The 26,320-nt window shown below is 58.2% G+C and carries 30 protein-coding genes, 1 tRNA gene and 1 pseudogene; 16 read left to right on the top strand and 16 right to left on the bottom strand.

The features are described from left to right. Positions 1-9 precede the first annotated feature (9 nt). The 12 genes from creD to C8265_RS15715 all read right to left on the bottom strand — a co-directional run bounded on the left by creD (position 10) and on the right by C8265_RS15715 (position 8,754). Positions 10-1,422, bottom strand: coding sequence for a cell envelope integrity protein CreD (creD, locus tag C8265_RS15775; RefSeq protein WP_108485069.1), 1,413 nt, complete (start codon positions 1,420-1,422; stop codon positions 10-12). Between the two features lie 111 nt (positions 1,423-1,533). Continuing rightward, entirely contained in the window at positions 1,534-2,313 is a 780-nt protein-coding gene (locus C8265_RS15770) for a succinate dehydrogenase iron-sulfur subunit (RefSeq protein ID WP_108484985.1), read from the bottom strand. A 10-nt stretch (positions 2,314-2,323) separates the two neighbouring features. Beyond that, positions 2,324-2,638, bottom strand: coding sequence for a hypothetical protein (locus C8265_RS15765; protein WP_108485068.1), 315 nt, complete (start codon positions 2,636-2,638; stop codon positions 2,324-2,326). A gap of 73 nt (positions 2,639-2,711) precedes the next feature. Beyond that, positions 2,712-2,990 (bottom strand): hypothetical protein, encoded by a 279-nt coding sequence (locus C8265_RS15760; protein WP_240611113.1) that lies wholly within the window; start codon positions 2,988-2,990, stop codon positions 2,712-2,714. After that, positions 2,987-3,304, bottom strand: coding sequence for a hypothetical protein (locus tag C8265_RS15755; protein ID WP_108484984.1), 318 nt, complete (start codon positions 3,302-3,304; stop codon positions 2,987-2,989). Before C8265_RS15755 ends, C8265_RS15760 begins: the two co-directional genes overlap by 4 nt. Continuing rightward, on the bottom strand, positions 3,304-5,109 hold the full coding sequence (sdhA, locus tag C8265_RS15750; RefSeq protein WP_108484983.1) for a succinate dehydrogenase flavoprotein subunit: 1,806 nt from the start codon (positions 5,107-5,109) through the stop codon (positions 3,304-3,306). The genes C8265_RS15755 and sdhA overlap by 1 nt, the downstream gene beginning before the upstream one ends. A gap of 18 nt (positions 5,110-5,127) precedes the next feature. After that, a complete protein-coding gene (locus C8265_RS15745) occupies positions 5,128-5,499 on the bottom strand; it encodes a succinate dehydrogenase, hydrophobic membrane anchor protein (RefSeq protein WP_108484982.1) in 372 nt (123 codons plus the stop codon). An 11-nt stretch (positions 5,500-5,510) separates the two neighbouring features. After that, entirely contained in the window at positions 5,511-5,885 is a 375-nt protein-coding gene (gene sdhC, locus C8265_RS15740; RefSeq protein ID WP_108484981.1) for a succinate dehydrogenase, cytochrome b556 subunit, read from the bottom strand. Positions 5,886-6,118: 233 nt separating this feature from the next. Beyond that, positions 6,119-7,144 (bottom strand): MaoC family dehydratase, encoded by a 1,026-nt coding sequence (locus C8265_RS15730; protein ID WP_108484979.1) that lies wholly within the window; start codon positions 7,142-7,144, stop codon positions 6,119-6,121. Next, a complete protein-coding gene (locus C8265_RS15725) occupies positions 7,141-7,353 on the bottom strand; it encodes a DUF1737 domain-containing protein (RefSeq protein ID WP_108484978.1) in 213 nt (70 codons plus the stop codon). Before C8265_RS15725 ends, C8265_RS15730 begins: the two co-directional genes overlap by 4 nt. Beyond that, positions 7,346-7,891: an NnrU family protein gene (locus C8265_RS15720; RefSeq protein ID WP_108484977.1), complete on the bottom strand. Its 546-nt coding sequence runs from the start codon at positions 7,889-7,891 to the stop codon at positions 7,346-7,348. Before C8265_RS15720 ends, C8265_RS15725 begins: the two co-directional genes overlap by 8 nt. Next, positions 7,888-8,754 (bottom strand): HpcH/HpaI aldolase/citrate lyase family protein, encoded by an 867-nt coding sequence (locus C8265_RS15715; protein WP_108485066.1) that lies wholly within the window; start codon positions 8,752-8,754, stop codon positions 7,888-7,890. Before C8265_RS15715 ends, C8265_RS15720 begins: the two co-directional genes overlap by 4 nt. Positions 8,755-8,949: 195 nt before the next feature. Here C8265_RS15715 and C8265_RS15710 point away from each other — a divergent pair, with 195 nt between their 5' ends. Continuing rightward, positions 8,950-9,267 carry a hypothetical protein gene (locus tag C8265_RS15710; protein WP_108484976.1) on the top strand — a complete coding sequence of 106 codons (318 nt, stop codon included), beginning with the start codon at positions 8,950-8,952 and terminating at the stop codon, positions 9,265-9,267. A gap of 17 nt (positions 9,268-9,284) precedes the next feature. On the opposite strand, the gene C8265_RS15705 is transcribed toward C8265_RS15710, so the two are convergent. Further along, a complete protein-coding gene (locus C8265_RS15705) occupies positions 9,285-10,037 on the bottom strand; it encodes a sulfite exporter TauE/SafE family protein (protein ID WP_108485065.1) in 753 nt (250 codons plus the stop codon). Between the two features lie 152 nt (positions 10,038-10,189). On the opposite strand from C8265_RS15705, the gene mdh reads away from it, so the two are divergent. The 11 genes from mdh (at position 10,190) to lpdA (ending at position 22,281) form a co-directional block, all read left to right on the top strand. After that, positions 10,190-11,152 (top strand): malate dehydrogenase, encoded by a 963-nt coding sequence (mdh, locus tag C8265_RS15700; protein WP_108484975.1) that lies wholly within the window; start codon positions 10,190-10,192, stop codon positions 11,150-11,152. A 252-nt stretch (positions 11,153-11,404) separates the two neighbouring features. Then, positions 11,405-12,598, top strand: a complete 1,194-nt coding sequence (gene sucC, locus C8265_RS15695) for an ADP-forming succinate--CoA ligase subunit beta (RefSeq protein ID WP_108484974.1) — start codon at positions 11,405-11,407, stop codon at positions 12,596-12,598. Between the two features lie 242 nt (positions 12,599-12,840). Continuing rightward, on the top strand, positions 12,841-13,134 hold the full coding sequence (locus C8265_RS15690) for a hypothetical protein (RefSeq protein ID WP_108484973.1): 294 nt from the start codon (positions 12,841-12,843) through the stop codon (positions 13,132-13,134). Positions 13,135-13,192: 58 nt separating this feature from the next. Further along, positions 13,193-14,074: a succinate--CoA ligase subunit alpha gene (gene sucD, locus C8265_RS15685; RefSeq protein ID WP_108484972.1), complete on the top strand. Its 882-nt coding sequence runs from the start codon at positions 13,193-13,195 to the stop codon at positions 14,072-14,074. 20 nt (positions 14,075-14,094) lie between these two features. Next, positions 14,095-14,883 carry an FkbM family methyltransferase gene (locus C8265_RS15680; protein WP_108484971.1) on the top strand — a complete coding sequence of 263 codons (789 nt, stop codon included), beginning with the start codon at positions 14,095-14,097 and terminating at the stop codon, positions 14,881-14,883. Beyond that, the gene (locus C8265_RS15675; protein ID WP_108484970.1) at positions 14,880-15,398 is read left to right on the top strand and encodes a DUF805 domain-containing protein; all 519 of its coding nucleotides are present in this window, start codon (positions 14,880-14,882) and stop codon (positions 15,396-15,398) included. Before C8265_RS15680 ends, C8265_RS15675 begins: the two co-directional genes overlap by 4 nt. Next, positions 15,395-18,355 (top strand): 2-oxoglutarate dehydrogenase E1 component, encoded by a 2,961-nt coding sequence (locus C8265_RS15670; protein ID WP_108484969.1) that lies wholly within the window; start codon positions 15,395-15,397, stop codon positions 18,353-18,355. The genes C8265_RS15675 and C8265_RS15670 overlap by 4 nt, the downstream gene beginning before the upstream one ends. Before the next feature lie 4 nt (positions 18,356-18,359). Beyond that, positions 18,360-19,880 (top strand): 2-oxoglutarate dehydrogenase complex dihydrolipoyllysine-residue succinyltransferase, encoded by a 1,521-nt coding sequence (odhB, locus tag C8265_RS15665; RefSeq protein WP_108484968.1) that lies wholly within the window; start codon positions 18,360-18,362, stop codon positions 19,878-19,880. A 5-nt stretch (positions 19,881-19,885) separates the two neighbouring features. After that, positions 19,886-20,446 carry a hypothetical protein gene (locus C8265_RS19325; RefSeq protein ID WP_126623183.1) on the top strand — a complete coding sequence of 187 codons (561 nt, stop codon included), beginning with the start codon at positions 19,886-19,888 and terminating at the stop codon, positions 20,444-20,446. Further along, positions 20,443-20,832 (top strand): MAPEG family protein, encoded by a 390-nt coding sequence (locus C8265_RS15655; RefSeq protein ID WP_108484966.1) that lies wholly within the window; start codon positions 20,443-20,445, stop codon positions 20,830-20,832. The genes C8265_RS19325 and C8265_RS15655 overlap by 4 nt, the downstream gene beginning before the upstream one ends. Before the next feature lie 63 nt (positions 20,833-20,895). Further along, complete coding sequence (gene lpdA, locus C8265_RS15650) at positions 20,896-22,281, top strand: dihydrolipoyl dehydrogenase (RefSeq protein ID WP_108484965.1); 1,386 nt, start codon at positions 20,896-20,898, stop codon at positions 22,279-22,281. Positions 22,282-22,352: 71 nt separating this feature from the next. Here lpdA and C8265_RS15645 read toward each other — a convergent pair whose 3' ends face one another. Together C8265_RS15645 and C8265_RS15640 are read right to left on the bottom strand one after the other, a co-directional pair. Beyond that, positions 22,353-23,018, bottom strand: coding sequence for a GntR family transcriptional regulator (locus tag C8265_RS15645; RefSeq protein WP_276308505.1), 666 nt, complete (start codon positions 23,016-23,018; stop codon positions 22,353-22,355). Further along, positions 23,000-23,686 (bottom strand): M48 family metallopeptidase, encoded by a 687-nt coding sequence (locus tag C8265_RS15640; RefSeq protein ID WP_108485064.1) that lies wholly within the window; start codon positions 23,684-23,686, stop codon positions 23,000-23,002. The genes C8265_RS15645 and C8265_RS15640 overlap by 19 nt, the downstream gene beginning before the upstream one ends. Positions 23,687-23,834: 148 nt before the next feature. Here C8265_RS15640 and C8265_RS15635 point away from each other — a divergent pair, with 148 nt between their 5' ends. Then, the gene (locus C8265_RS15635) at positions 23,835-24,161 is read left to right on the top strand and encodes a TIGR02300 family protein (RefSeq protein ID WP_108484964.1); all 327 of its coding nucleotides are present in this window, start codon (positions 23,835-23,837) and stop codon (positions 24,159-24,161) included. A 93-nt stretch (positions 24,162-24,254) separates the two neighbouring features. Then, positions 24,255-24,330, top strand: a tRNA-Ala gene (locus C8265_RS15630). A 147-nt stretch (positions 24,331-24,477) separates the two neighbouring features. Here C8265_RS15630 and C8265_RS15625 read toward each other — a convergent pair. Continuing rightward, a complete protein-coding gene (locus tag C8265_RS15625) occupies positions 24,478-24,753 on the bottom strand; it encodes a transposase (protein ID WP_108484963.1) in 276 nt (91 codons plus the stop codon). Between the two features lie 63 nt (positions 24,754-24,816). On the opposite strand from C8265_RS15625, the pseudogene C8265_RS15620 reads away from it, so the two are divergent. Together C8265_RS15620 and C8265_RS15615 are read left to right on the top strand one after the other, a co-directional pair. After that, positions 24,817-25,107 (top strand): annotated as a pseudogene (locus tag C8265_RS15620) (IS3 family transposase); the annotation flags it as partial. After that, positions 25,101-26,219 carry an aldehyde dehydrogenase family protein gene (locus tag C8265_RS15615; RefSeq protein ID WP_108485062.1) on the top strand — a complete coding sequence of 373 codons (1,119 nt, stop codon included), beginning with the start codon at positions 25,101-25,103 and terminating at the stop codon, positions 26,217-26,219. The pseudogene C8265_RS15620 and the gene C8265_RS15615, both read left to right, overlap by 7 nt. Positions 26,220-26,320: the final 101 nt, after the last annotated feature.

Here is a 26,320-nt window from a genome sequence, read left to right as displayed (position 1 = left end):
AATTGCGCGTTATTTTACCTTCTTGGGCGGCACGCTTTCCGGCTCCTGCGCGGCCTTTGCTCCGCCAAACAGGCCGGACAATCGCGATTTTCTTACAGCACCAGGCGGGCCATACCAATCTTCGTTTCGGGTGGCATACATGGTGCCCGCCAGCGCACCAAAGGCCAAAGTTGAACCCGCCAGCAATGCGTAATCCGCACTCTGCAAGATAAGGTACAACACGCCATATAAAACCGCCAAGGTCAGCCCCAAAACCAGGGTACGCCGCCCCAATTTCAAGCCCCACGCGCCAAACATCACCAACAGCACCACAGTCGCCCCAGCTGAAAGCGCATAGGCCGCGCCAAATCCGATCTGTTCGGCATAGGCCACCATCAGCAGCACAAAAACCGATTGCGCCAAACCGATCAGGATATATTGCACCGGATGCGCCGGTGCGCCTTGGCGATTTTCAATCAACAACACTGAAAGAAACGTTAAGGCGATAAATAAAATTCCATAGCGTGCGGCGCGATAGGCCTTTTGGTAAAAATCGTTCGGCTGAAAGAAACGAACACCCAACGCTTCGGATCGGGCGACGAATTCATTATCGTCGCGCGACACCTGCGGCAGATTGCGCGCCAGATGCGGGATGGTCCAACGGGCGCTGAAGCCATTTTCGCTAACCTCAGACCCATCGGGCAAAAACGCGCCGGTAAAGCTTGGGTGGGGCCAATCGCTGCTCATTTCAATCACGCTGTTGCGCCCCACCGGCGCAATCAACAAACGTTCTGCCCCATTCAGTCCCAGCACCAGGCGCATATCGCCCAAGGCCCGCGGGTCGCCCACCCCTGCGATGATGCCCCCGGTTTCGCCACTGGCACGGGGTTCCAAAGGCACCGGCGCGCCACCAACCGTCAATTCGGCCGCGCCGCGCAGGGCGCGATTTGAACTCAGGCTCAGGTCCAGCGACGCCTGATCCCACAAAATCCGCTCATCCTCGCCCAGATAGGCCGCCGAACCGCTTACATCGAAATCAAACGCCATATCGACAACGGCACTATACACCGGCACTTCGAAAATGCCGCGCTGGCGTATTTCACTTTCGCTATTTGCGGATACCTCAAAGGATTGTGGATAAACGTAGATTGCACCGCGCCGGACCACTTCGGTCACGTTCACCTGTTCGATCCGCGTTTCATTGGTTTGCGGATCAACAACTTCGCGCCGCTCCACCCGGGTTTGCGGCCCTTCTAGCGGCAATATCAACCGCGGACCGGCAATCACCTGTTGCCCGCCCCATTCCTGCCCCACGGTTTCGATGGTGTCGCGCGAATAATTCGCCCGCTCACCGACAATTTCACCGACAAAAAACAAAGGGATGAACATGAACAGGGCCAGCAGGCCAACAATCAAAAATCGCCAACCCGCCGATTTCAACATGGTCAATCCCCTGAAACCCTGATCCAAACCGGGCGATTTCACGCCCTCGTTTTTCCTGCTGAAAATATCCCGGGGTCCGGGGCAGCGCCCCGGATTCACCCGCTGTTTTGTTCAAACAGTCCGTTCGATCATCAGCTTTTTGATTTCACCGATTGCCTTGGCCGGGTTCAACCCTTTCGGGCAGGTTTTGGCGCAGTTCATGATGGTGTGGCAGCGGTACAGTTTGAACGGATCTTCCAATTCGTCCAACCGCTCGCCTGTTGCCTCATCGCGGCTATCGATAATCCAGCGGTACGCATGCAACAGCGCGGCAGGCCCCAAATACCGATCGCCATTCCACCAATAGGACGGGCAAGAAGTGGAGCAGCACGCGCACATCACGCATTCGTACAAACCATCCAGCTTTTTGCGGTCCTCAATGCTTTGCTTCCACTCTTTCGCCGGGCGCGGTGTCGTGGTTTCCAACCAGGGCATCACGCTTTCATGCTGGGCGTAGAAATGGGTGAGGTCGGGCACCAGATCCTTGACCACGGAAAGGTGCGGCAGTGGATAGATCTTAACATCGCCTTTGATCTCATCCATGCCATAGATACAGGCCAGCGTATTGATCCCGTCAATATTCATCGCGCAAGATCCGCAAATTCCTTCGCGGCAGGACCGCCGGAAGGTGAGCGTGGGGTCGATTTCGTTCTTGATCTTGATCAGCGCGTCCAGAACCATTGGCCCGCAAGTATCCATATCGACGAAATAGGTATCGACGCGGGGGTTTTCGCCATCATCCGGGTTCCAACGGTAAATGCTGAATTTACGAATATTGTTCGCACCTTCGGGCCGGGGCCAGGTTTTGCCAGTGCGGATACGGCTGTTTTTCGGCAGGGTCAGTTGAACCATGGCAAGGCTCCTATCTTAACAGGGCTGGCAACCCTTGGGTCGCCAAACATTGAATCGTCCCGGGACGGGACACGATATCGGTCACGATTTTCACGGTGCTGGCGGTGGGGCCGGTCACCGCATCTGCGGCCAGTGAAAGCAGTTCATTAGAGTTTGCATTATCGATCACACAATTTGTGGCCGGTTCAACCGGCACGCCGGGCAGCTTATTGGCCAAAATAGGGCGCACCGCGGTTTTGGCCGCGCTGCGCGTCAAATCTTCGCGGGTGGCGGGGGTGCAGGCCGTCAGTGCCACGAAAAGGCAAAGAGACAACATTCTCATCATTGGAAAATCTTCCATTGCGTTTCGCCATGCTTGGCAGCGGCGCGATCAGGGAAAGCGGCATCCAACCGATACATCACAGAATCAAGGGCCGGATCGGCCCCTGCCCTGATTTTTCGCGCACACAGGTTTCATACACCTCATAGGGATCGCGGCCCTGAATGAAATCGCTGGTCACACCCAATTCAACGCGCGACCGCGCGCCGCGATTGCCAACCCCGACTTCGATCTTGCCATGCACGCCCTGCGCCTGGCGCGCCCGCTCTTCGCACTGACGCGCGGCGATTTCAGGGGAAATCGGCCCACAGGCGGATACCCCAAGCAACAGCACAAGACCCAAAACAATCCGCATCATAAACAGCCATTCGCCCGGCGCACATCATCTTTGATGACATAGCCCGATCCACCACTGAACACTGCATCCGAGGCGCGGTGCGGATAGGGGCAAAACACGCCGAACCGGCGCCTTTCGCTGCGAATTTCGCCAACATGTTGTTGGCTGCCGGGGTTGACCGGCCGGATCAACCGGCAAGATGCGGCCCCGCGATTGTCATATGTCACCGCATAGCCCGCCGGACAGGTGCCGGTCAGCCGCCCGCCCGCAAGGGCAGGCACGGCAAACAAGGCACAGCTGCCCGCAACAACAAACGCAAGGCCGTACTTGCCCATCAATACACCCGCTTTTTCGGCGCGATCTTTTTCAGATCGATCCCGCCTTCATTGTGGCTGGTTAGCGGCTGAAGATGAACGCCGCGGAAACCCAAGGTCGCCTCCTGACCCTTGAACCAGATCAACGAGTGCTTGCGCCAGTTCTCATCATCGCGATCGGGGTAATCTTCGTGGGCATGGGCACCCCGGCTTTCCTTGCGCGCTGCCGCGGCGGTGATGGTGGCAACGGCGTTTGGCATCAGGTTTGCCAATTCCAACGTCTCCATCAGATCCGAATTCCAGACCATGGAGGTATCGGTCACCTTGATATCGCTCAGCTTGCTGGCGACGTGTTCCATCTTTTCTTGACCTTCGGCCAAGGTTTTGTCGGTGCGGAAAACGGCGGCGTCTTGCTGCATGGTGCGTTGCATTTCCAACCGCAACTCGGCGGTTGCGACATGCCCCTTGGCATAGCGCAGCCCATCAAACCGCGACAGCGCCGCTTCGATAGACCGTTTGTTAGGAGTCGGAACAGCCGTCGTCGGATCAACCACCTGTGCCGCGCGGATTGCGGCCGCACGACCAAACACCACCAGATCAATCAGCGAGTTTGAACCCAACCGGTTCGCCCCATGTACACTGGCACAACCCGCCTCGCCCACGGCCATCAAACCGGGAGAGATATTGTCGGGTTTGTCGGCGGTGGGCGCCAGAACTTCGCCCCAGTAATTGGTCGGAATACCGCCCATATTATAATGTACGGTGGGCAAGACCGGAATCGGCTCTTTCGTCACATCGACACCGGCGAAAATGCGCGCGCTTTCCGAAATACCGGGCAGGCGTTCGTGCAATGCCTCTTTTGGCAGGTGGTTCAGGTTCAAATGGATATGATCGCCATCTTTACCCACACCGCGCCCTTCACGGATTTCCATGGTCATGCATCGGCTGACCACATCACGCGACGCGAGATCCTTGTAGGTGGGTGCATAGCGTTCCATGAAACGCTCGCCCTCGGAGTTGGTCAGATATCCGCCTTCGCCGCGCGCGCCTTCGGTGATCAGACAACCCGCGCCATAAATACCGGTCGGGTGGAATTGCACGAATTCCATATCCTGCAGCGGCAAACCCGCCCGCGCAGTCATCCCGCCACCGTCACCGGTGCAGGTATGGGCCGAGGTGGCCGAAAAATAGGCCCGGCCATAACCGCCGGTGGCCAAAACCACCATTTTCGCCGAAAACAGGTGCAACGTGCCATCGTCCAGCTTCCAGCACAACACACCCTGGCACACGCCATCATCGGACATGATCAGATCAATGGCGAAATATTCGATATAGAACTGCGCTTTTTGCTTCAGCGACTGGCCGTACAATGTGTGCAAAATCGCGTGGCCTGTGCGGTCGGCGGCGGCGCAGGTGCGTTGCACTGGCGGGCCTTCGCCGAACTCTGTGGTGTGGCCACCAAAGGGACGCTGGTAAATCTTGCCCTCTTCGGTGCGCGAAAACGGCACGCCGTAATGTTCCAGCTCGTAAACTGCCTTGGGGGCTTCGCGTGCCAGATACTCCATCGCATCGGTATCGCCCAACCAATCCGACCCTTTGACCGTGTCATACATATGCCACTGCCAATTGTCGGGCCCCATGTTCGACAGGGAGGCCGCGATGCCCCCTTGCGCCGCAACGGTGTGTGAGCGGGTTGGAAAGACCTTGGTTACACAGGCTGTGCGCAACCCCTGTTCCGCCATGCCCAATGTCGCGCGCAAACCGGCCCCCCCGGCCCCCACGACCACAACATCGTATTCATGGGTCTCATAATCATAAGCTGCCATTTAGGTTGCTCCCAAAACTCAAATCGCGATGCGCACGATGGCAAGAAGCCCGGTCGCCGCAGCCGCATAAGACAAAGAAATAACGCACAAGATCAGAACCTTGCGGGTCAGACCGTCGGAATAATCCTCGATCATTACCTGCGCGCCCTTCTTGAAATGCATGAATCCCACCGCAATGGTCAGCGCCGCCACAATCGCCGGAAACGGCCGTGAGAAATACGCCAGCACCTCAGGGTGGGGTTTGCCCAGCATCGGGCCAAAGGTGAACACGAACAAAGGAACCAGAAACAACAGCCCAAAGGACGAAACCGTCATCGCCCAATGATGATCGGTGCCTTTGTTGGCCGATCCCAGGCCCATGGTCCGTTTGCGATTTGTCAGAAATGCCATACCAAACCCTCCTAAACCACAACGACGGTAATCAGTGTCAACAGAACCGAACCGCCGATACAGGCCCAGCCCAGCTTTTCCGCTGTGTCAACGTCCATGCCGCGGCCCGTATCCCAATACAGGTGCCGCAACCCCGCCAATGAATGATACCACAGCGCCCAGACCGACAGAAACATAACTAAATCGCCAAACCAACTCGTCAATACGCCGTCGGCGGTTGCGAAATGTTCGGGCGACGTGGACGCCGCCAGAAACCACCACACAATCAGCAAGGCACCAACCAACAACGCGTTGCCGGTGATCCGGGTCAGGATGGATGTGATCGAGGTCAGCTGCGGGCGATAAATGCTTAGATGCGGCGACAGGGGCCGGTTGGCATCAGCCATGGGATGTTCCTTGTTCCAGGCACCCCGGCAAGGGTGCGATCGTTGCCTTTGGCGCACCATACGCGCGAACCTGATGACAAGTCACGCCCGCTGGCGGAAATTCCAATCACATTTTACCAGACTGCGTCACTTTTCGCCAAATTTGTGATCACACACTTAAAACATGTGATCACAACCCGGTTGTCCCGCAGCTTCCAAGACATTTTCAAGCTACACGCCGCGACATTCAAGGGTCAGGTGGGAACAAGCGCCCAGTAATCCAGATCCAGCAAGACGTGCGGCAGATATTTGCCGTTGGCATCCTTCAGCCCCTCACCACCGCCCTTCACGGCCACCAGCCGCAGGCGAATCGCGCCAACGCCCGGCGCGTCGGTCGGGGCCATATCCAACACTTCGGACCAGGCGCGCACCGTATCGCCCGACAGACACGGATTGGCATGGGCACCGCCATTCAGCGCCACGATCATCTGTGCATTGGCCAGACCATTAAAGCTGAGCGCACGCGCCAGCGAAATGACATGGCCACCATAAATCAGCCGGGTGCCATCGGCTCGCGCGGTGGCATCGAAATGCACCTTGGCGGTGTTTTGCCACAAACGGGTGGCCAGCATGTGTTCGGCCTCTTCCACGGTCACGCCATCCACATGGTCGATCACTTCACCGATCTGATAATCGCCCAACCGGTGCGGCTCGCCCGCCTGGGTGAAATCGTAGTCGGTGAAATCCAACCCATCGGGCACGATCAGATCGCGGGCCAGCACACCATCAGCCAAGGTGGGAATCACGGTTTCGGGTGCCGCGCCGTCGGCGCGCCGTTTCACCATGACCCACCGAACATAGCTGAGCACCGCCACGCCGTGCTGATTCACCCCGGTGGTGCGCACCCACACAACGCCGGATTTGCCGTTTGAATTCTGCTTAAGCCCGATCACTTCTGACGATGCGCGCAGCGTGTCGCCCGACCAGACCGGAGCCAGCCAACGCCCCTCGGCATAACCAAGGTTGGCAATTGCATTCAGGGAAATATCGGGAACCGTTTTGCCGAACACCACATGAAAGGCGATCAGATCATCCAATGGCGATGCGCTCAGCCCGCAATTACGGGCAAATTCATCTGATGAATACAGCGCACCGCGCGCCGGATATAGCGCGTGATACAGCGCCCGTTCGCCCGCGCCAACGGTGCGTGGAACGGCGTGCTCGATAACCTCGCCAATGCGGTAATCTTCGAAAAACCGGCCTGAATTTGTTTTGCTCATTGGTTTCCCAACTTCATATCCGGCGCATAGGGGCGATCGACCGCCTTTGTCACCGCCTGGGCACAGCGCATGACACCGTTGGCCTGATCAAATGCATAAGCGGGCGCGCCGTGCAAAACCCAGCCCTTTGCCATCGCCGCTGACACCTTGTGACAGAACTCTTGCGTGTCATCGCCTGTCAGCAATCGGTATAAAACATGCTCAGCCAAACGGACTTACCCCCAACCAGAGATGGATCAACGACACCACGGCATACACCACAACAGTGGCAATCACCGCGGTGATTTCTTTTTTCACCGGCACGGGATGCGCCGGGGTCCAGACGGGTTGCGCCCGGTTCAGTACTATCACCTCGGCCACGGCCCAGGCCAACATGCCGCCAAACAACACGATGCTGGCCAGATCGCCATTCACCAGCAAATGCGCCACCGCCCACACCTTTACCGCCGTCAGCTGCGGATGCCGCACTTTGGTGGTGATCCAGGTTTTCGCACCCGAGGCGGCAAACAGATAAAACGACAAAATCATCAACAAATTGTTGATGCCGGTGGTCGCGGAATTGCGGCCCCAATATACCGGAACATCGGCACCGCGATAGCCGATCACCATCAGAATAATCGCAATGACCGAACCGGCGGCGACAATCGCCTTGCCCTTGTCACCGGCGCGCGCGCGGCTGTCGGGCGAAATACGTTTCCAGAAATGTGTACCCGCCCAAAGGGCCAGGCCAAGAATAATCAGGATCATTGTGTCTCCAAAGTGGCAATTGCTGCGGCTTTCGCCAAGGTCGCGCGTGCGGTCACGATATGCAAGTTCTCAACGATGCGACCATCCAGCACGGCAACCCCCTGCCCGGCCGCCAGTGCAGCCTCGTAGGCGGCGATTTGCCGGTTGGCCAATTCCACCGCCTCGGGGGTGGGGGCAAAAGCCGCGTTCGCGGTGGCCACCTGTGCGGGGTGAATCAACGTCTTGCCGTCCATGCCCAGGGCCCGCCCCTGTTCGCATTCGCTGGCCAGCCCGTCGTCATCCTTGAACGCATTATACACCCCGTCAACACAGGCAATCCCCGCTGCCCGCGCTGCCATCAGGCAGGTTTGCAAGGCCACCATCATCGCCATGCGGTCACCGCCCGTGGCACAACCGATTTCTTTGGCCAGATCATTGGTGCCCAGGATAAACCCGGCCATCCGCGGTGCGCGCGCGATGGCGGCGGCATTCAATACACCCTCACAGGTTTCCATCATCGCCCAGATTTGCGTATTGGCGGTTTCGGGCCGCGCCGCCAGCCTGTCGGCCAGATCGGCGACATCGCCCGGCCCGTTCACCTTGGGCAACAGCACCGCCTCAGGCGAAGCGGCGGCGATTGCGTCAAGATCGCCCTCGCCCCATTCGGTATCAAATCCGTTGATCCGCACCAAACAGGCCCGCGCGCCATATCCCTGCCCCAGTGCCGCAACCAGTGTTTCGCGCGCGCCACTTTTGGCATCCGGGGCGACGGCGTCTTCCAGATCAAAGATTATCGCATCCACTGGCAGGCCACGCGCCTTTTCCAGCGCGCGGGGTTTGTCGCCGGGAATATACAAAACTGAACGTAGGGGGCGGGCTGTCATGGCAATCTCCGTAATTTTATTGCGCAGATAGGCCCGATTTCGCACCATCGCGCAACCCCAAATCCGCCGCACTGCGGCATCGCTGCGTACGGTGGGTTAACCGGTTTTTGGCATCCGGTCCGCAGAATTGGCACAGGTTTCATGCATGTCCCGGCAATATCCGGGCGCATGGGCATCACACCAAGGGGATGATTTATGACACGTCAATTGATCGCATCGGCCTTTGTTCTGGGTGGATTTTTTCTGGCAACCAGTCACGCGCAGGCGCAACAAAACCGCAACTGTGCGCCCCGCGATGTGGTGGTCGAACGGTTGGGAACCACCTTTGGCGAAACCCGGCAATCCATCGGCCTTGCCGCCAACAACCAGGTGGTCGAGGTGTTCGCCAGCGCGGAATCGGGCAGTTGGACAATCGTGGTGTCCACCCCTGCCGGCGTTTCCTGTGTTGTCGCAGCCGGGCAGGCGTTTGAAAATCTGGCTGAACGCCTGCCAGCCAGTGGCAAACCGGCCTGAGACAACGGCGCGCTGGCCTAGGTCAGCGCGTCAAATATCAGCTTGCCGCCTGTCGCTGTCAAAAACACATAGGTCAGCCCGAAAAACAGCCGCTGTGACACAGTGCGGTGCAACCAGACCCCCAGAAAAACCCCGATAAATGCCACAGGTATCAGAAACATCCCGGCCCACAGGGTTTCTGCGGTGAAAATGCCCAAGCCTGCATAAAAGACCGCCTTGAATATATTGATGGCGAAAAACACGATCACGGTGGTCGCCTGATACGTCGTTTTGTCCAATCCCCGGGTCAACAGATACACAGCGGCAGGCGGGCCACCCGCATGGCTGATGAAACTGGTAAATCCGGCCATCGCCCCCCAGAAATATCCGGCACCCGGGAACGCCCGCCACCCCTCAAATCGCAGCACGCCCCGGGCGCGCGCAATCTGATAAGCGACAAATCCCAATGCGATGACCCCGATCATGAACCGCAAGACATCGGCATTGGCCGCGGTATAAAGCGCCGCACCCGCCACCACACCGGGCAGCCCGCCGATCATCAGCCGTCGCGCGACAGGCCAATCCCACCGGCGCCAGAATACGCGCAGTGCAGTAATATCCATGACCATCAACAGCGGCAGCATCAGCCCGATCGCCGCCGCCGGTTCGAGAATCAGCGCCAGAAACGGCGAGGCCGCAAAAGCCGCGCCTGCGGCGAATCCGCCTTTTGAAATCCCCGCAAACAGCACCGCGGGAATTGCAAAGGCAAAGAATGTAACGCCAAGCTCCAACCCGCGTTCCCCCTGATCCAACAACGCTTTAGTGACGTTGCGGCGCTACCGCCAGAGCCACGCGTCAAAACGCTGCGATGCAGCACACTTGCACCGCGCGCGGCAAATCGCTACCCCGTCGGGCAAAGCCACTCCATCAAAGGAACACAACCATGGCCAGACCCAAAATCGCTCTCATCGGTGCCGGGCAAATCGGCGGAACCCTCGCCCATCTTGCCGCCATCAAGGAACTGGGCGATGTCATCCTGTTCGACATTGCCGAAGGCACCCCCCAGGGCAAGGCATTGGACATCGCACAATCGGGCCCGTCCGAAGGGTTCGACGCCGCAATGAAGGGCGCCAATGAATATGCCGACATCGCCGGCGCCGATGTGTGTATCGTTACCGCCGGTGTTCCGCGCAAACCGGGTATGTCGCGTGACGATCTGTTGGGGATCAACCTCAAGGTCATGAAATCGGTCGGCGAAGGCATCGCGCAACATGCGCCCAATGCGTTCGTGATCTGCATCACCAACCCTCTGGATGCCATGGTCTGGGCGCTGCGCGAATTTTCCGGCCTGCCCCACAACATGGTCTGCGGCATGGCCGGCGTGCTTGATTCCGCCCGCTTCCGCCACTTCCTGTCATTGGAATTCGAAGTTTCGATGAAAGACGTCACCGCCTTTGTTCTTGGGGGTCACGGCGATACGATGGTGCCCTTGGCGCGCTATTCCACCGTTGGCGGCATCCCGCTCCCAGATCTGGTTGAAATGGGTTGGACAACGCAGGAAAAAATGGATGCGATCATTCAGCGCACCCGCGATGGCGGTGCCGAAATCGTCGGTCTGTTGAAAACCGGCAGCGCGTTCTATGCCCCCGCCACCAGCGCCATTGAAATGGCCGAAGCGTTCCTGAAAGATCAAAAGCGGGTTCTGCCCTGTGCCGCCTATGTTGACGGTGCTTTGGGCCTGAAAGGCATGTATGTCGGCGTGCCCACCGTAATCGGTGCAGGCGGTGTCGAGCGGGTGATCGACATCAAGATGAACAAGGAAGAACAGGCAATGTTCGACAAATCGGTTGATGCCGTCAAAGGCCTGGTCAAGGCCTGCAAGGCGATCGACAGCTCGCTGAGCTAAGCCAACCAATCAGCAAACAGAAGGGGCGCCAATTTCGGCGCCCTTTTTTATGGGCGCAGGATGAAACCGAATCACCCGTCATCGTCGCCCATGTCAGAGCGCCTAGATTTGTGATCACACCCCTCAATCGTGTGATCACAAATGTTCGATTTTCCGCTCATTCATCGCATTCCGTCAAAAAGCACTTAAACACTTTTTAAACTCGTGCCATGCAGTAAGGCAACTGAAAGCCATGACAAGGGACTGACCGCCATGAACATCCACGAATATCAGGCCAAGGCTCTGCTGCGGACATACGGTGCACCCGTCAGCGATGGTCGCCCGGTAATGCGCGCCGAAGATGCAAAAACCGCCGCTGGCGAACTTGATGGCCCGCTCTGGGTGGTCAAGGCGCAAATTCACGCCGGCGGACGCGGCAAGGGCAGCTTCAAGGAAGCCGACGCTGGCGACAAAGGCGGCGTGCGCCTGACCAAATCCGTGGCCGAAGCCGCAGAAGAAGCCAAAAAGATGCTTGGCCGCACCTTGGTCACCCATCAGACCGGCCCCGCCGGTAAACAGGTGAACCGGATCTATATCGAAGACGGGTCCGGCATTGAAACCGAACTGTACCTTGCCCTGTTGGTTGATCGTCAGACCAGCCGCATTTCCTTTGTCTGTTCCACCGAAGGCGGCATGGACATCGAAGAGGTGGCCGAAGCAACGCCCGAAAAAATCCTGTCATTTTCGGTTGATCCCGCTGCCGGGTATCAGGCGTATCATGGTCGCCGCATCGCATTTTCCCTTGGCCTGAAAGGCCAGCAGGTGAAACAATGCGTGACGCTGATGGGTCAGCTTTACAAAGCCTTTGTTGAAAAAGACATGGAAATGCTTGAAATCAACCCATTGATCGTCACCGATAGTGGTGATCTCAAGGTGTTGGATGCCAAAGTATCATTCGATGGCAACGCGATGTATCGCCAACCCGACATCGCCGCCCTGCGCGACGAAACCGAGGAAGACGCCAAAGAACTGGCCGCGTCAAAATATGACCTGAACTATATCGCGCTGGACGGTGAAATCGGCTGTATGGTCAACGGCGCCGGCCTTGCCATGGCGACGATGGATATCATCAAACTCTATGGTGCAGAACCGGCCAACTTTCTGGATGTGGGCGGCGGCGCAACCAAGGAAAAGGTGACCGAAGCGTTCAAAATCATCACCTCTGACCCCAATGTAAAAGGCATTCTCGTCAACATCTTTGGCGGCATCATGCGGTGTGACGTGATCGCCGAAGGCGTGGTCAGCGCCGTTAAGGAAGTCGGCCTGAAGGTGCCATTGGTTGTCCGTCTTGAGGGCACGAATGTCGAGGAAGGCAAGCGCATCATCAACGAAAGCGGCCTTGACGTGATCGCCGCCGATGATCTGCGCGATGGTGCCGAAAAGATCGTGAAGGCGGTTAAGGGCTGAACCGTGATGTGGCGGTTTTCTCTTGCAGGGCTTGGCCTGACAGGCACGTTCAGTGACGTGATCGGTATGTCGTTGGCCGTGGCGCACGTACCTGACAGAACCGCCACAGTCGAAACGCCTGCCCCACGGCGTTTTTTGGGGCTGCACCCATCAGAATGGCGAATGTCCAAAATCCGGCGAAGAAACTTCCGTCTTATCCGCCAGATTGCTTTCGTACAATCCAGACCCAAGGAGACAGTGCGATGAAACCGGAACCAAAAAACAACCCTCTGCTTTCCGGCTTGGCAATGTTGGGGTTTGGCCTGTTGCTGCGCCGCTGGCAGCCTGCAGTTTTGACGATGCCGAACCGTTCGCGGCCCAACGGCCGCGATACCGGCCTGACCCGCGCCGTACGTCATACACGAAACGGAGTGGCAACGGTTTTGCCCGGCAATCTGACCGGCTCGATCGGGCGATCTCTGATTCTTGCGGGGGCAGGCCTGATCGCCATCCGCGCGCTGGACCTCCTGGTTGAGGATGACGATTCGCTTTTCTGATACACTCTGACACCCGGCGCCGCCGCGCGCCTGACCCAAAACCGACCAAGGAATCAAAATGGCCATTCTCGTAGACGAAAACACCACAGTCATCTGTCAGGGCTTCACAGGCTCGCAAGGCACGTTCCACTCAGAGCAGGCCATCGCATATGGCACCAAAATGGTCGGCGGGGTGACGCCCGGCAAAGGTGGGCAGACCCATCTGGATCTTCCGGTGTTCAATTCCTGCCACGAAGCGGTGGCAAGAACCGGCGCCAATGCATCGGTGATCTATGTGCCGCCGCCCTTTGCCGCTGATTCAATTCTCGAAGCTGTGGATGCTGAAATTCCGCTGATTATCTGCATCACCGAGGGCATTCCCGTACTTGACATGATGAAGGTCAAGCGCGCCTTGGACGGATCGAAATCACGTCTGATCGGGCCAAACTGCCCTGGCGTGATCACGCCCGATGCCTGCAAGATCGGCATCATGCCCGGCCACATCCACAGACGCGGCAGCGTCGGGGTTGTGTCACGGTCGGGCACGCTGACCTATGAGGCGGTGAAACAGACGTCGGATTCGGGCCTGGGCCAATCCACTGCTGTGGGTATTGGCGGCGATCCGATCAAAGGCAGCGAACATATCGATATTCTGGAAATGTTTCTGGCCGATCCCGAAACCCATTCGATCATCATGATCGGCGAAATCGGCGGTTCAGCCGAAGAAGAAGCCGCGCAGTTCCTGGCCGATGAACGCAAGGCCGGCCGCTGGAAGCCCACCGCAGGTTTCATCGCCGGGCGCACCGCCCCTCCGGGCCGTCGCATGGGCCATGCCGGCGCCATTGTGGCCGGTGGCAAAGGCGGCGCCGACGACAAGATCGAAGCGATGAAAGCCGCCGGAATCGTTGTCGCCGACAGCCCCGCCGGATTGGGCGAGGCCGTGCTGAAGGCGATCGGGTAACCCCCGGCAGGAGGCCTGGCATGGCTGCCAACCTATCATTGCGTCACCGCATCGCCACATCGGCGCTGTCCCACCCCGTCGGGGCGGCGCGCGCGATGCTGAACCGACTGCGCGGTGTGCAACGGCCCGAACTGGGGTTGTTGCGGGCCGAAGACGCAATGATGGATGCCGTGCTGGGCCGCCTGGTGAAACCGGATTTTCGCTGTCTCGACATTGGCGCACATGTGGGGTCGGTGACCTATAAACTGGCGTCCCTTGCCCGCCGGGGCAGCGTCACGGTGATCGAGGCCAGTCCGACCAAGGCGGCCATGCTGCGCAAACGCTTTCCCGACCATACGGTTCACGAGGTCGCGGTCAGCGATACCGCGGGTCAGGTCACATTTTTTGAAAACGCCGACGCGCCCGGTTATTCATCGCTCACCAACCGCTCTGTTCGCGGTGCGGTGACCGAAATCAACGTGAAATCCGTGCGTCTGGACGATTTGTTTCCGGACACAGATTTCGATTTTATCAAGATCGATGTCGAAGGTCACGAATTTGCGGCGCTTTCGGCCGCGTCAGGGATGATCGCGCGCTGTCATCCGATCATTCTGTTCGAGGCGGGCGCCCATGATGATGTTGATATTTCACCGGAAAGTTACATCAAATTGTTTCGCCTTCTGACGGAAACGTTCGATTACGACGTGCGCGCCGTGTTCGATGTGTATTATGGGCGCGCGCCGATTGATCTGACGGCGTTTGTGTCCTATCGCACCTATCCGTTTCTGGCGTTCAACTATATTGCCCAACCCAAGGCCGTGCAACAATGACGTTTGCCGCCGCTATACGGGTATGTTTACGCAAATATGCCACCTTCAAAGGCCGTGCGCCGCGGTCGGAATATTGGTGGTTCATCCTGTTTGTCGTGTTGGGCATTGTCGTGCTGGGTGTGATTGACATGGCGCTGTTTGGCACATCAATGATCGAAACCGACGACGGCATGATTGTGGCCGAATCCAACGGTCCGCTGGCCCAGGTGTTTAATCTGGCGATGGTCATCCCCATGTTATCAGTTGGTTGGCGGCGGATGCACGACACCGGGCGCAGTGGTCTGTACCTGCTGTATCCGCTGATCGTGACGGTGGGTTTGGGAACGGCTATGGCATTTTTTGGTGGCATCGGCGCACTAAACGGTGGCCCCGGCGAAGGGCTCGCCCTGCTCATCCTGTTTCCCGCGCTGATCATTCTCTCGATTTCTCCGTTGCTCGTGCTTTGGTGGCTGACCCGACCCAGCCAGCCGGGCGCCAATCCCTACGGTCCCAATCCTCATGAGGTGTTAAAATGACCGACCAGTCCCCCAATGACCTGTTTCATGCCTCAAGCTTCATGCAAGGGCACAATGCCGAGTACCTTGAACAGTTGTATGCGCGCTATGCCAATGATCCGTCTGCGGTTGATGAAAGCTGGCAAGTGTTCTTCAACGCCCTTGGCGACGCCCCCGCCGATGCCAAGGCCGAAGCGGCAGGCCCGTCCTGGGCGCGCACCGATTGGCCACCACAACCAAGTGATGAACTGACCGCCGCATTGGACGGACAATGGCCGATGGCCGCCGCCGAACCCAAGGCCGCCGCGCAAAAAATCGCAGCCAAAGCCGAAGAAAAGGGCATCAAGGTCAGCGATGATGCAATCAAACGTGCCGTTCTGGACAGTATCCGCGCGCTGATGATGATCCGGGCCTACCGGATCCGGGGCCATTTGGCCGCCGATCTTGATCCGTTGGACATGCGCGATGAAACCCCCCACCCCGAGCTTGAGCCCGCATCCTATGGGTTCAAGGAAAGCGATATGGATCGGCCGATTTTCATCGACAATGTGCTGGGGCTGGAAATTGCCACCATGCGCCAGATTGTTGATATCGTGCGCCGCACCTATTGCGGCACATTCGCCCTGCAATACATGCATATTTCCGACCCCGAACAGGCATCGTGGTTGAAAGAGCGGATCGAGGGGTATGGCAAGGAAATCGCCTTTACCCGCGAAGGCCGCAAAGCGATCCTGAACAAACTGGTCGAGGCCGAAGGGTTCGAAAAGTTTCTTCATGTCAAATACATGGGCACCAAACGGTTTGGGCTGGATGGTGGTGAATCGCTGATTCCCGCAATGGAACAGATCATCAAACGCGGTGGCAATCTGGGCGTGCGCGATATTATCGTGGGCATGCCGCACCGGGGCCGTCTTTCGGTGCTGGCCAATGTGATGCAGAAACCTTACCGCGCGATTTTCAACGAATTTCAGGGCGGCAGCTTCAAACCCGAAGATGTCGATGGATCGGGCGATGTGAAATATCACCTTGGCGCCAGTTCCGACCGCGAATTTGACGGCAATTCGGTCCACCTGTCGCTGACGGCAAACCCCAGCCACCTTGAGGCGGTGAACCCGGTTGTGTTGGGCAAGGCCCGCGCCAAACAGGATCAGCTGGGCGATGAAGATCGCACACAGGTTCTGCCGATCCTGTTGCACGGCGATGCGGCCTTTGCCGGTCAGGGCGTCGTGGCCGAATGTTTCGCGCTGTCGGGCCTGCGCGGGCACCGCACGGGCGGGACTATCCATATCGTGGTGAACAACCAGATCGGGTTTACCACGGCACCGCATTTTTCACGTTCGTCCCCCTATCCCACCGACAATGCGCTGGTGGTGGAAGCACCGATTTTCCATGTGAATGGTGACGATCCCGAGGCAGTGGTCCACGCCGCCAAGGTGGCCACGGAATTTCGTCAGAAATTCCACAAGGACGTGGTGATCGACATTTTCTGTTATCGCCGGTTTGGCCACAATGAGGGCGATGAACCGATGTTCACCAACCCTCAGATGTACCAGAAGATCAAAAAACAAAAAACCACGCTGACCCTGTACACCGACCGGCTGATCCGCGACGGGCTGATTCCCGAGGGCGAGATTGAAGACGCAAAGGCCGAATTTCAGGCGTATTTGAACCAGGAATTCGAAGCAGGCAAAGAGTTTCGCCCCAACAAGGCCGATTGGCTGGATGGTCGTTGGTCGCATCTGGACAAGCAAGGCAGCAAATATCAGCGGGGTAAAACCGCGATCAAAAAGGAAACCTTTGATGAAATCGGCCGCGCGCTGACGCAATCGCCCAAGGATTTCACCACCCACAAAACCATCGACCGCCTGCTTGAAGCGAAAAAGCAGATGTTCGAAACCGGCGAAGGCTTTGATTGGGCCACAGCCGAGGCTTTGGCCTTTGGATCACTTCTGACCGAAGGGTATCCCGTACGCCTGTCGGGCCAGGACAGCACGCGCGGCACGTTTTCCCAACGCCATTCCGGGCTGGTCGATCAAAAAACCGAAGACCGGTATTACCCCCTGAACAACATTCGCGAGGGGCAGGCCAATTTCGAAGCCATCGATTCCATGCTGTCGGAATACGCGGTGCTGGGGTTTGAATATGGCTATTCCCTGGCCGAACCAAATGCGCTGACCCTGTGGGAGGCGCAGTTTGGCGATTTCGCAAACGGCGCGCAGATCATGTTTGATCAGTTCATATCGTCGGGCGAATCCAAATGGTTGCGGATGTCGGGCCTGGTGTGTCTGTTGCCCCACGGATATGAGGGGCAAGGGCCCGAACACTCATCCGCACGGCTGGAACGGTTTTTGCAGATGTGCGGTCAGGACAACTGGATCGTGGCCAACTGCACCACGCCGGCCAACTATTTCCACATTCTGCGCCGCCAATTGCACCGCAGCTATCGCAAACCGCTGATCCTGATGACGCCGAAATCTCTGTTGCGCCATAAGCTGGCGGTCAACAAGGCCGAAGATTTTCAGACCGGCAGCAGCTTTCACCGGGTGCTTTGGGATGATGCGCAATATGGCAATTCGGAACTGACCCTGAAACCCGACGCCGAAATCGAACGCGTCATCATGTGTTCGGGCAAGGTGTATTACGATCTGTTGGAAAAACGCGACGCCGAGGGATTGGACAACACCTATATCCTGCGGGTTGAACAGTTTTACCCGTTCCCGGCCAAATCCATGGTGACCGAACTGGAACGGTTCAAGAATGCCCATATGATCTGGTGCCAGGAAGAACCGAAAAACCAAGGCGGCTGGACGTTTATCGAACCGAACATCGAATGGGTTCTGTCGCGGATCAAAGCCAAAGAAACCCGCCCCGAATATGTCGGGCGCGCCACCTCAGCCTCGCCCGCGACGGGCCTGGCCTCTCAGCACAAAGCACAACAAGCCGCGCTGGTGAATGCAGCACTTGGCCTGGAAGGATAAGATTATGACCACTGAAGTTCGTGTTCCCACCCTGGGCGAATCCGTATCCGAAGCCACCGTCGCCACCTGGTTCAAGAAACCCGGCGATAGCGTGGCGGTGGATGAAATGCTGTGCGAATTGGAAACCGACAAGGTCACCGTCGAGGTGCCATCGCCCGTGGCGGGCAAACTGGCCGAACTGGTTGCGGCCGAAGGTGACACCGTTGGGGTTGACGCCCTGTTGGCAACGATTGCCGAAGAGGGCAACGCCGGACCCGAAGAAACCAAGCCGCGCGCCGAACCTGACCCCAAGCCCGCCAAAGAGGAAGCAGCACAAACCGTTGACATCATGGTGCCCACGCTGGGCGAATCCGTGACCGAGGCCACTGTTTCGACCTGGTTCAAGAAATCGGGCGACACGGTGCAAGCCGATGAAATGCTGTGCGAACTGGAAACCGACAAGGTATCGGTCGAGGTGCCCGCCCCCGCCGCCGGTGTATTGGGTGAAATCCTGGCCAAAGAAGGCGACACGGTACAGGCCAACGGCAAATTGGCCGTCATGACCCGGGGCGGCGAAGGCCAGGCCCATTCGGCCGATGAAGGCACCCCCGAAACCACCGAAAAGCCCGGTGGTATGGGCGGTAAAGACGTGGAAGACGCCCCATCAGCCAAGAAGATGATGGCGGAAAAAGGTGTATCGCGCGACGCGGTCACCGGTTCAGGGAAAGATGGCCGGGTGATGAAAGAAGATGTGATGAAAGCCCTGGCAGGCACGGCCCCGTCTGCTGCGCAGAACGCGCCCGCCCAGCCTGCCCAACAGCGCGCCCCTGTCGCCGCGAAGGATGCCGACCGCGAAGAACGGGTCAAGATGACGCGCCTGCGCCAAACCATCGCCAAGCGGTTGAAAGACAGTCAGAACACCGCGGCCATGCTGACCACCTACAACGAGGTGGACATGACCGAGGTGATGGCGCTTCGCAATGAATACAAAGACCTGTTCCTCAAGAAGCACGGTGTGAAACTGGGCTTCATGTCGTTTTTCACCAAGGCCTGTGTGCATGCGTTGAGTGAAGTGCCCGAAGTGAATGCCGAAATTGACGGCACCGATGTGGTATACAAAAACTTTGTCCACATGGGCATCGCGGCGGGCACCCCCAGTGGCCTTGTCGTACCGGTGATCCGCGACGCCGATGCCATGTCATTCGCCACGATCGAAAAATCCATCGCCGAAATGGGCGCCAAGGCCCGCGATGGCAAACTGTCGATGGCCGAAATGCAGGGCGGTACGTTCACCATTTCCAACGGCGGCGTCTATGGGTCGTTGATGTCTTCCCCCATCCTGAACCCGCCGCAATCGGGCATTTTGGGGATGCACAAAATCCAAGACCGCCCAATGGCGATCAACGGTCAGGTTGTCATCCGCCCGATGATGTATCTGGCGCTGAGCTATGATCACCGCATTGTCGATGGCAAGGGGGCTGTGACGTTCCTTGTGCGGGTGAAAGAAGCGCTGGAAGATCCGCGTCGGTTGTTGATGGATTTGTAAACCAAATGCATATCGGCGCATCCTACTCCTCCGCTGAGCATTGCTTGCGCTTTGCGGCTTGGGCTGCAGCGCGCGCGTCGTCGCGGGGGGTGAAGGGGTTAACAAACGCCACTGTGCGAGAGCTAATCTCGCATCATCCCGCGCTGGCAGTTGCGACACAGTTCAACGGACTGCCAGAAGCGGGAGATTTTGATCGTTGGCATCTCAACATAAGGCGCGATTTAGTCGCCACTACAAAACTGAATGGAGATGTCATGTTAACACATGGGTTAGCGGCCAAGATCATCAACGTATTCTTGAAGGCGATTTATTTATCGCACTTTGGAAATGAAAAGGATCCAATGCAAAGATCGAAACTCAACGCAATCCACCCGCCCGTGGATCGGCTTTTGCTCGGGGCCCTAGGCAAAGCGTACGGCACCCATGGGGCAGCTTGGCGACATCTCGAACACCAAGGATGGAAATCTTTTGCTGAAACGGACTACCAAACTGCCATAGATGGAATCCGTCAAATCACGGCGGGAAGATTGTGGCGTATCGAGCAGCACTGGAACCCAGATCCATGACCCCAGAACTCACCGTCCTCACCCTTTCCGCCCTGCTGCAAGTGGTTCAATTCGTGCTCTATTCGGTTGCGGCCAACCGGCAGGTCGGGCCGGACGTTGCCGCAGGCCCGCGTGATGAAAAGATCGAACTGACCGGCACGGCGGGTCGGTTGCAGCGTGCCATGAACAACCATTTCGAGGGGCTGATCCTGTTCACCATCGCGGTGGTGGTCATCACTCTGTCGAACCAATCCACAACCGTCACGCAATACTGCGCCTATGCCTATCTGGCCGCGCGCATTCTTTATATTCCGGCCTACACCCAAGCCTGGACGCCGGGGCGCAGCGTGATCTGGATCGTCGGCTTTGCCGCCACGGTCATCATGCTGATCGCCGCATTGATTTGAAACTGTACGATTCAGGCGCGATCTTGTAAAAAACATACAATTTCGCCCCAAAAGGAGACTGAAATGAGCTATGATGTCATCGTAATCGGGTCCGGCCCCGGCGGATATGTCTGCGCCATTCGTTGCGCCCAGCTGGGCCTGAAAACCGCCTGTGTCGAGGGGCGTGAAACCCTGGGCGGCACCTGTCTGAACGTCGGCTGTATCCCGTCCAAGGCGCTGCTTCACGCGACCCATATGTTGCACGAGGCCGAGCATAATTTCGCCGCCATGGGGCTGAAGGGCAAATCGCCCAGCGTGGACTGGCCACAGATGCAGAAATACAAGGAAGAAACCATCGCCGCCAACACCAAGGGCATCGAATTTCTGTTCAAAAAGAACAAGGTAGACTGGATCAAGGGCTGGGCCAGCATCCCCGAGGCAGGCAAGGTCAAGGTCGGCGATGATATCCACGAGACGAAGAATATCGTCATCGCATCCGGGTCCGAAGTGGCCACTCTGCCCGGTGTCGAGGTTGATGAAAAAATCGTCGTGTCCTCCACCGGTGCGCTGACGCTCAACAAGATCCCCAAAACGCTTACCGTGATCGGCGCAGGCGTGATCGGTCTGGAAATGGGCAGCGTCTATGCGCGTTTGGGCGCCGAGGTCACGGTGATCGAATACCTTGATGCCATCACCCCCGGCATGGACAGCGAGGTGCAGAAATCCTTCAAGAGGTTACTGGAAAAACAGGGCCTCAAATTCGTCATGGGTGCGGCGGTTCAGGGCGTCAGCGCAACCAAGTCCAAGGCCAAAACCACCTATAAACTGCGCAAGGACGACAGCGAACACACGCTCGAATCCGATATCGTGCTGCTGGCCACGGGGCGCAAACCATTCACCGATGGTCTGGGCCTTGACGCGCTCAACATCGCCACCACAAAACGCGGCCAGATCGAAACCGATGCCCATTGGGCCACCAACATTTCCGGCATTTACGCCATTGGCGACGCAATCGAGGGCCCGATGTTGGCCCACAAGGCCGAAGACGAAGGCATGGCCGTGGCCGAAACCATCGCCGGGAAACAGGGGCATGTGAATTACGGCGTGATCCCCAGCGTGATTTACACCCACCCCGAAGTTTCCACAGTCGGCCAAACCGAAGAGCAACTGAAAGAAGCCGGCAGAGCATACAAGGTTGGAAAATTCTCGTTCATGGGCAATGGCCGCGCCAAGGCAAATTTCGCCGCTGACGGGTTTGTGAAATTACTCGCCGACAAGGAAACCGATCGGATTTTGGGCGCCCATATCATTGGGCCGATGGCGGGCGATCTGATCCACGAAATCTGCGTCGCCATGGAATTCGGTGCCTCAGCACAGGATCTCGCACTCACCTGTCACGCCCACCCCACCTATTCCGAGGCCGTGCGCGAGGCGGCGTTGGCCTGTGGAGACGGCGCAATCCATGCCTGACGCCAAATTTCCGTTGTAAAAATATCCTCGGGGGGAATTGCCGCAGGCAAGGGGGGCAGACAGCCCCCCACCTACGCCAGCAAAAGGCGCAGCCCCTGTGTCACATCGGTGCGTACCGCCAGGCGCAGGCCAGGTTCATCCCCTGCACGCAGGGCGGCAACGATCAACCTGTGCCCCTGGGGCACCTCTGTGCGGCGCAGACGGCCATATAACTTGCGCATCGTTGGCCCCAGTTGCAGCCAGACCGTTTCGCACATGGCCAGCATGGCGGGGGCCTGGGCGCGCAAATACAGGGTGCGGTGAAATTCCAGGTTCACCCGAATATACCCCACGGCATCGTGACGGGCGATCACCTCGGCCATGGTGCCGTTGATGACCTGTAATCGGTCGATCAACGCGATATGCGCGCGGGGCAAGGCGCGGCTGGCCAGTTCAACCTCCAACAATGCACGCAGCGCGCTTAATTCTTCTATCCGCTCATTGGTGGGTTCGGGGGTTGAAACCCGTCCCGATGACGAAAGCGTCAGCGCGCCTTCGGCCACCAAACGGCGCACCGCCTCGCGCGCCGGGGTCATTGATACGTCAAATGTCTTGCCGATACCGCGCAGCGTCATCGCCTGGCCCGGGGGCAGTTCACCATGCATGATCTGGCTGCGCAGGCTGCGGTACACCCTGTCATGGGCGGCCAATGTCGGGTCCGAGGGGCGGGCAGGCACGATCACGGGCGAAAATTCCAACGGTGCAGGCTGGCCCCCTCACGGCGCAGCCAACCGCGCGGCGTGGCGTAATCGGGCATCAGATCAGCGACCACAGCCCAGAACGCGGGCGAATGATCCATATGGGCCAGATGCGCCACCTCATGGGCCGCGACATAGTCCAACACCTCAGGCGGCGCCAGGACCAGGCGCCAAGAATACATCAGATCCCCCGCCGACGAACAAGATCCCCAGCGTGACCGCGTATCGCGCAAGGTGATCCGCCCATAAGACCGCCCCAACATTGCGCAGTAGCGATCCGACGCCGCACTCAGCGCGGCACGGGCTGCCTGTTTCACATAGGCCTCAACCTTTGGCCCGACGGTGCCCGGCGGCACCTCCAGACGCGCCCCCACAACCCGGGGCGCACGCCCTGCCCCCACCGCAACCTGCAACATCTGCCCGGCCACCGGAACGCGCGCGCCCAAAGTCACATCAACCGTTTCGGGCTGACGCGACAATTGCTGGCGAATCCAGTCTTCTTTCTGGCGGGCAAATCCCATCGCCTCGGCCTCGGTGCCCCGGCGCGGCAAGGTCAGCGTGACCCGCCCGTCCAACCCCGACACACGCAGCGAAATACGCCGGGCGCGGGGCGAGCGGCGCAAGGTAATATCGATCGGGGGGTTGCCGGGCAGCACCGCCTGGGCCATATCCATGTTTCCTCTGCTGACAGGGTTGGCGCAGTCTATCGCGCGCGCCACCGGAACGGCCAGTGCAAAAGCGGGCTTTGACACGGCGTGACACCTGTGGCATGGGACAGCAAATTTATATCATCGATGGTACAGGAAAGGGGATCTTATGCCCAAGGAAGAATGGGGCACCAAACGTGTATGCCCAACCACCGGCAAACGGTTTTACGACCTGGGCAAATCGCCCATCGTCAGCCCCTATACCGGTGAAGTCGTCGTGCTGGACACGGGCAAAGGCTCGCGCACCATGCTGGCCGACAAGGCCGACAAGGCCAGCGCAAAAGACGATGACGTGAACGATGACGCCGATGTCGTATTGGACGATGATGACGACACCGATGTGGATCTGGGCGATGACGTTCTGGAAGACGATGACGACGATGATGATGTCTCGCTGGACGAAATCGCCGACGTCCCCGTAGAGGACGATTCCTGAACCAAAAAATAGATGCGGGGTGGATGCTTTTTTCGCTTGAACTGCCCCGCTTCATCCCATAGACCGCGCCTTGTGATCGCAAGCGGTCACAACGGGGCCTTAGCTCAGCTGGGAGAGCGCCTGCATGGCATGCAGGAGGTCAGCGGTTCGATCCCGCTAGGCTCCACCATTTCCTTTTTAAGACGCGCCGGTTAGATTCCTATTTTTTGTTACCCGTGGAATCGACTGTTATCGTACCCTCGCGGGCTCACTTCCATGATCTGGCACAGACGATCAACCGGCAGCATGTCCGCGTTCTTTTCAATGAAAGCAAACCTCATTTGCTTCGCTCCGCAAAGAACTGGGTGGCCTTTTTTAACACTTCCCTCTCCTCCCGAAGCAAGCGGTTCTCTTTCCGCAGCTCGGCGACCTCGCGTTCAAGATCAGACTGGGCTGTAGGTTTCTCAGGATTGCGCCGATCCTGCTGGATCCAACGGCTTAACGTCGAGAAGCCGATGCCAAAATCGGCGGCTACCTGCTTACGCGGCAGCCCGCTGGTTAACGCGACACGCACTGCCTCAGCGCGGAATTCCAGGGTAGGGTTCGATGCCATCGATGTCTCTCCTTTGTGGCAAAATACCAAGTCAAAGGAGCGGAACAAATCCGCGACAGGTCCAGGGCGTGTCGGCTGGTCGGTGTCGATCCCAAGACAGTCCGGCGAGAACGCCCGCCAGACAGTGTCGATATCCGCAAAAAGATGCAGGAGATCGCTGGCAAGCGACGCCGGTTCGGCTACCGCCGGATCGGTGTCCTGCTGGAACGCAAGGGGATGATCATGAACCACAAGAAGCTGTATCGTATCTACCGCGAGGAAGGGTTGTCGGTAAAACGGCGCCGCGGCCGGAAACGGGCACGCGGAACAAGGACACCTATGCCGGTTGCCGCGCATCGGGGCGCGCGCTGGTCACCACCATCAACCCAGCGACGGAAGAACAGCTGGAAACCTACACCCTCATGACCAACGAAGAGGCGCGCGACGCTGTTCAGGGCTGTCACGATGCGTTTCTCGACTGGCGAAAGCGGTCGGTCAATGACCGCGCCGAGATCATTCGGGCAATCGGAGAAGAGCTGACGAACAGCAAGGAAGACTTTGCCCAACTTATGACCCGCGAGGTTGGCAAGCTGATCGGCGACGGTCGTCAGGAAATCGATTTATGCGCGCAAATCTGCAAGTTTACCGCAGATACCGGCCCCGACGCCTTGGCCGATGAAGAGCGTGAAATCCCTGGCGGAACAGGCATTGTTCATTATGCCCCTATCGGGGTCATCTATGGCATCCAGCCCTGGAATTTCCCGTGTTATCAGGTCGTGCGTTACGCAATTGCCAACCTGATGACCGGCAATGGCGTTCTTTTGAAGCACGCGGAAATTTGCACCGGTTCCGGATTGTTCCTGCGTGACCTGATGGAGCGTGCGGGCCTGCCCAAGAACCTGTTCACCGTTCTGTTGGTCGATCATGACCAATCCGACCTGATCATCGAAAATGATCTGGTGCGCGGTGTAACCCTGACGGGCAGTGACACCGCCGGTCGAACGGTTGCCAAAAAGGCGGCTGAACAGCTCAAGAAAACCGTGCTCGAACTGGGTTCGAACGATGCCTACCTGGTTCTGGACGATGCCGATATTGATACAGCGGTCGAGGCATGCGTTGCCGCGCGAATTTATAACAACGGCCAGACCTGCGTGAACGGGAAACGGTTCATTGTTACGGCAAAGAATTACGACACATTTGTCGAAGGTTACATTGCCAAGATGAAAGCGATCGAGATGGGTGATCCAACGGATGAAAACACCGGTCTCGGGCCCATGTCGCGGGCCGATCTGCGCGACAAGTTGGCAGATCAGGTCAATGAAAGCGTCGAGAAGGGCGCGCGCGCCGTGGTCGGTGGTGAGGTTCCCAACCGCAAGGGTGCTTATTACCCCGCGACCGTTCTGGTTGACGGCAGTGGTCAGCACCTCGTCATAGGCGGCCCTCATCCCGTAGAGCCGCAGCTTCCCCATCGCGTCGATCACGTCTGAGCGTTCCATCCTGTGTTCTCCTCAAGTTGTCATATCGGTTGCAGTCGGCAATTCGCTCGCAGGCCAGCTTCAGCGCATCTGGCGTTGTAATTGTCAGGGGC

This window comes from Oceaniglobus ichthyenteri (genome assembly GCF_003057885.1).
Classification (GTDB): domain Bacteria; phylum Pseudomonadota; class Alphaproteobacteria; order Rhodobacterales; family Rhodobacteraceae; genus Oceaniglobus; species Oceaniglobus ichthyenteri.
The sequence above is the reverse complement of the archived record's forward strand: the minus strand, read 5'-3'. Positions and strand labels throughout refer to the sequence as shown.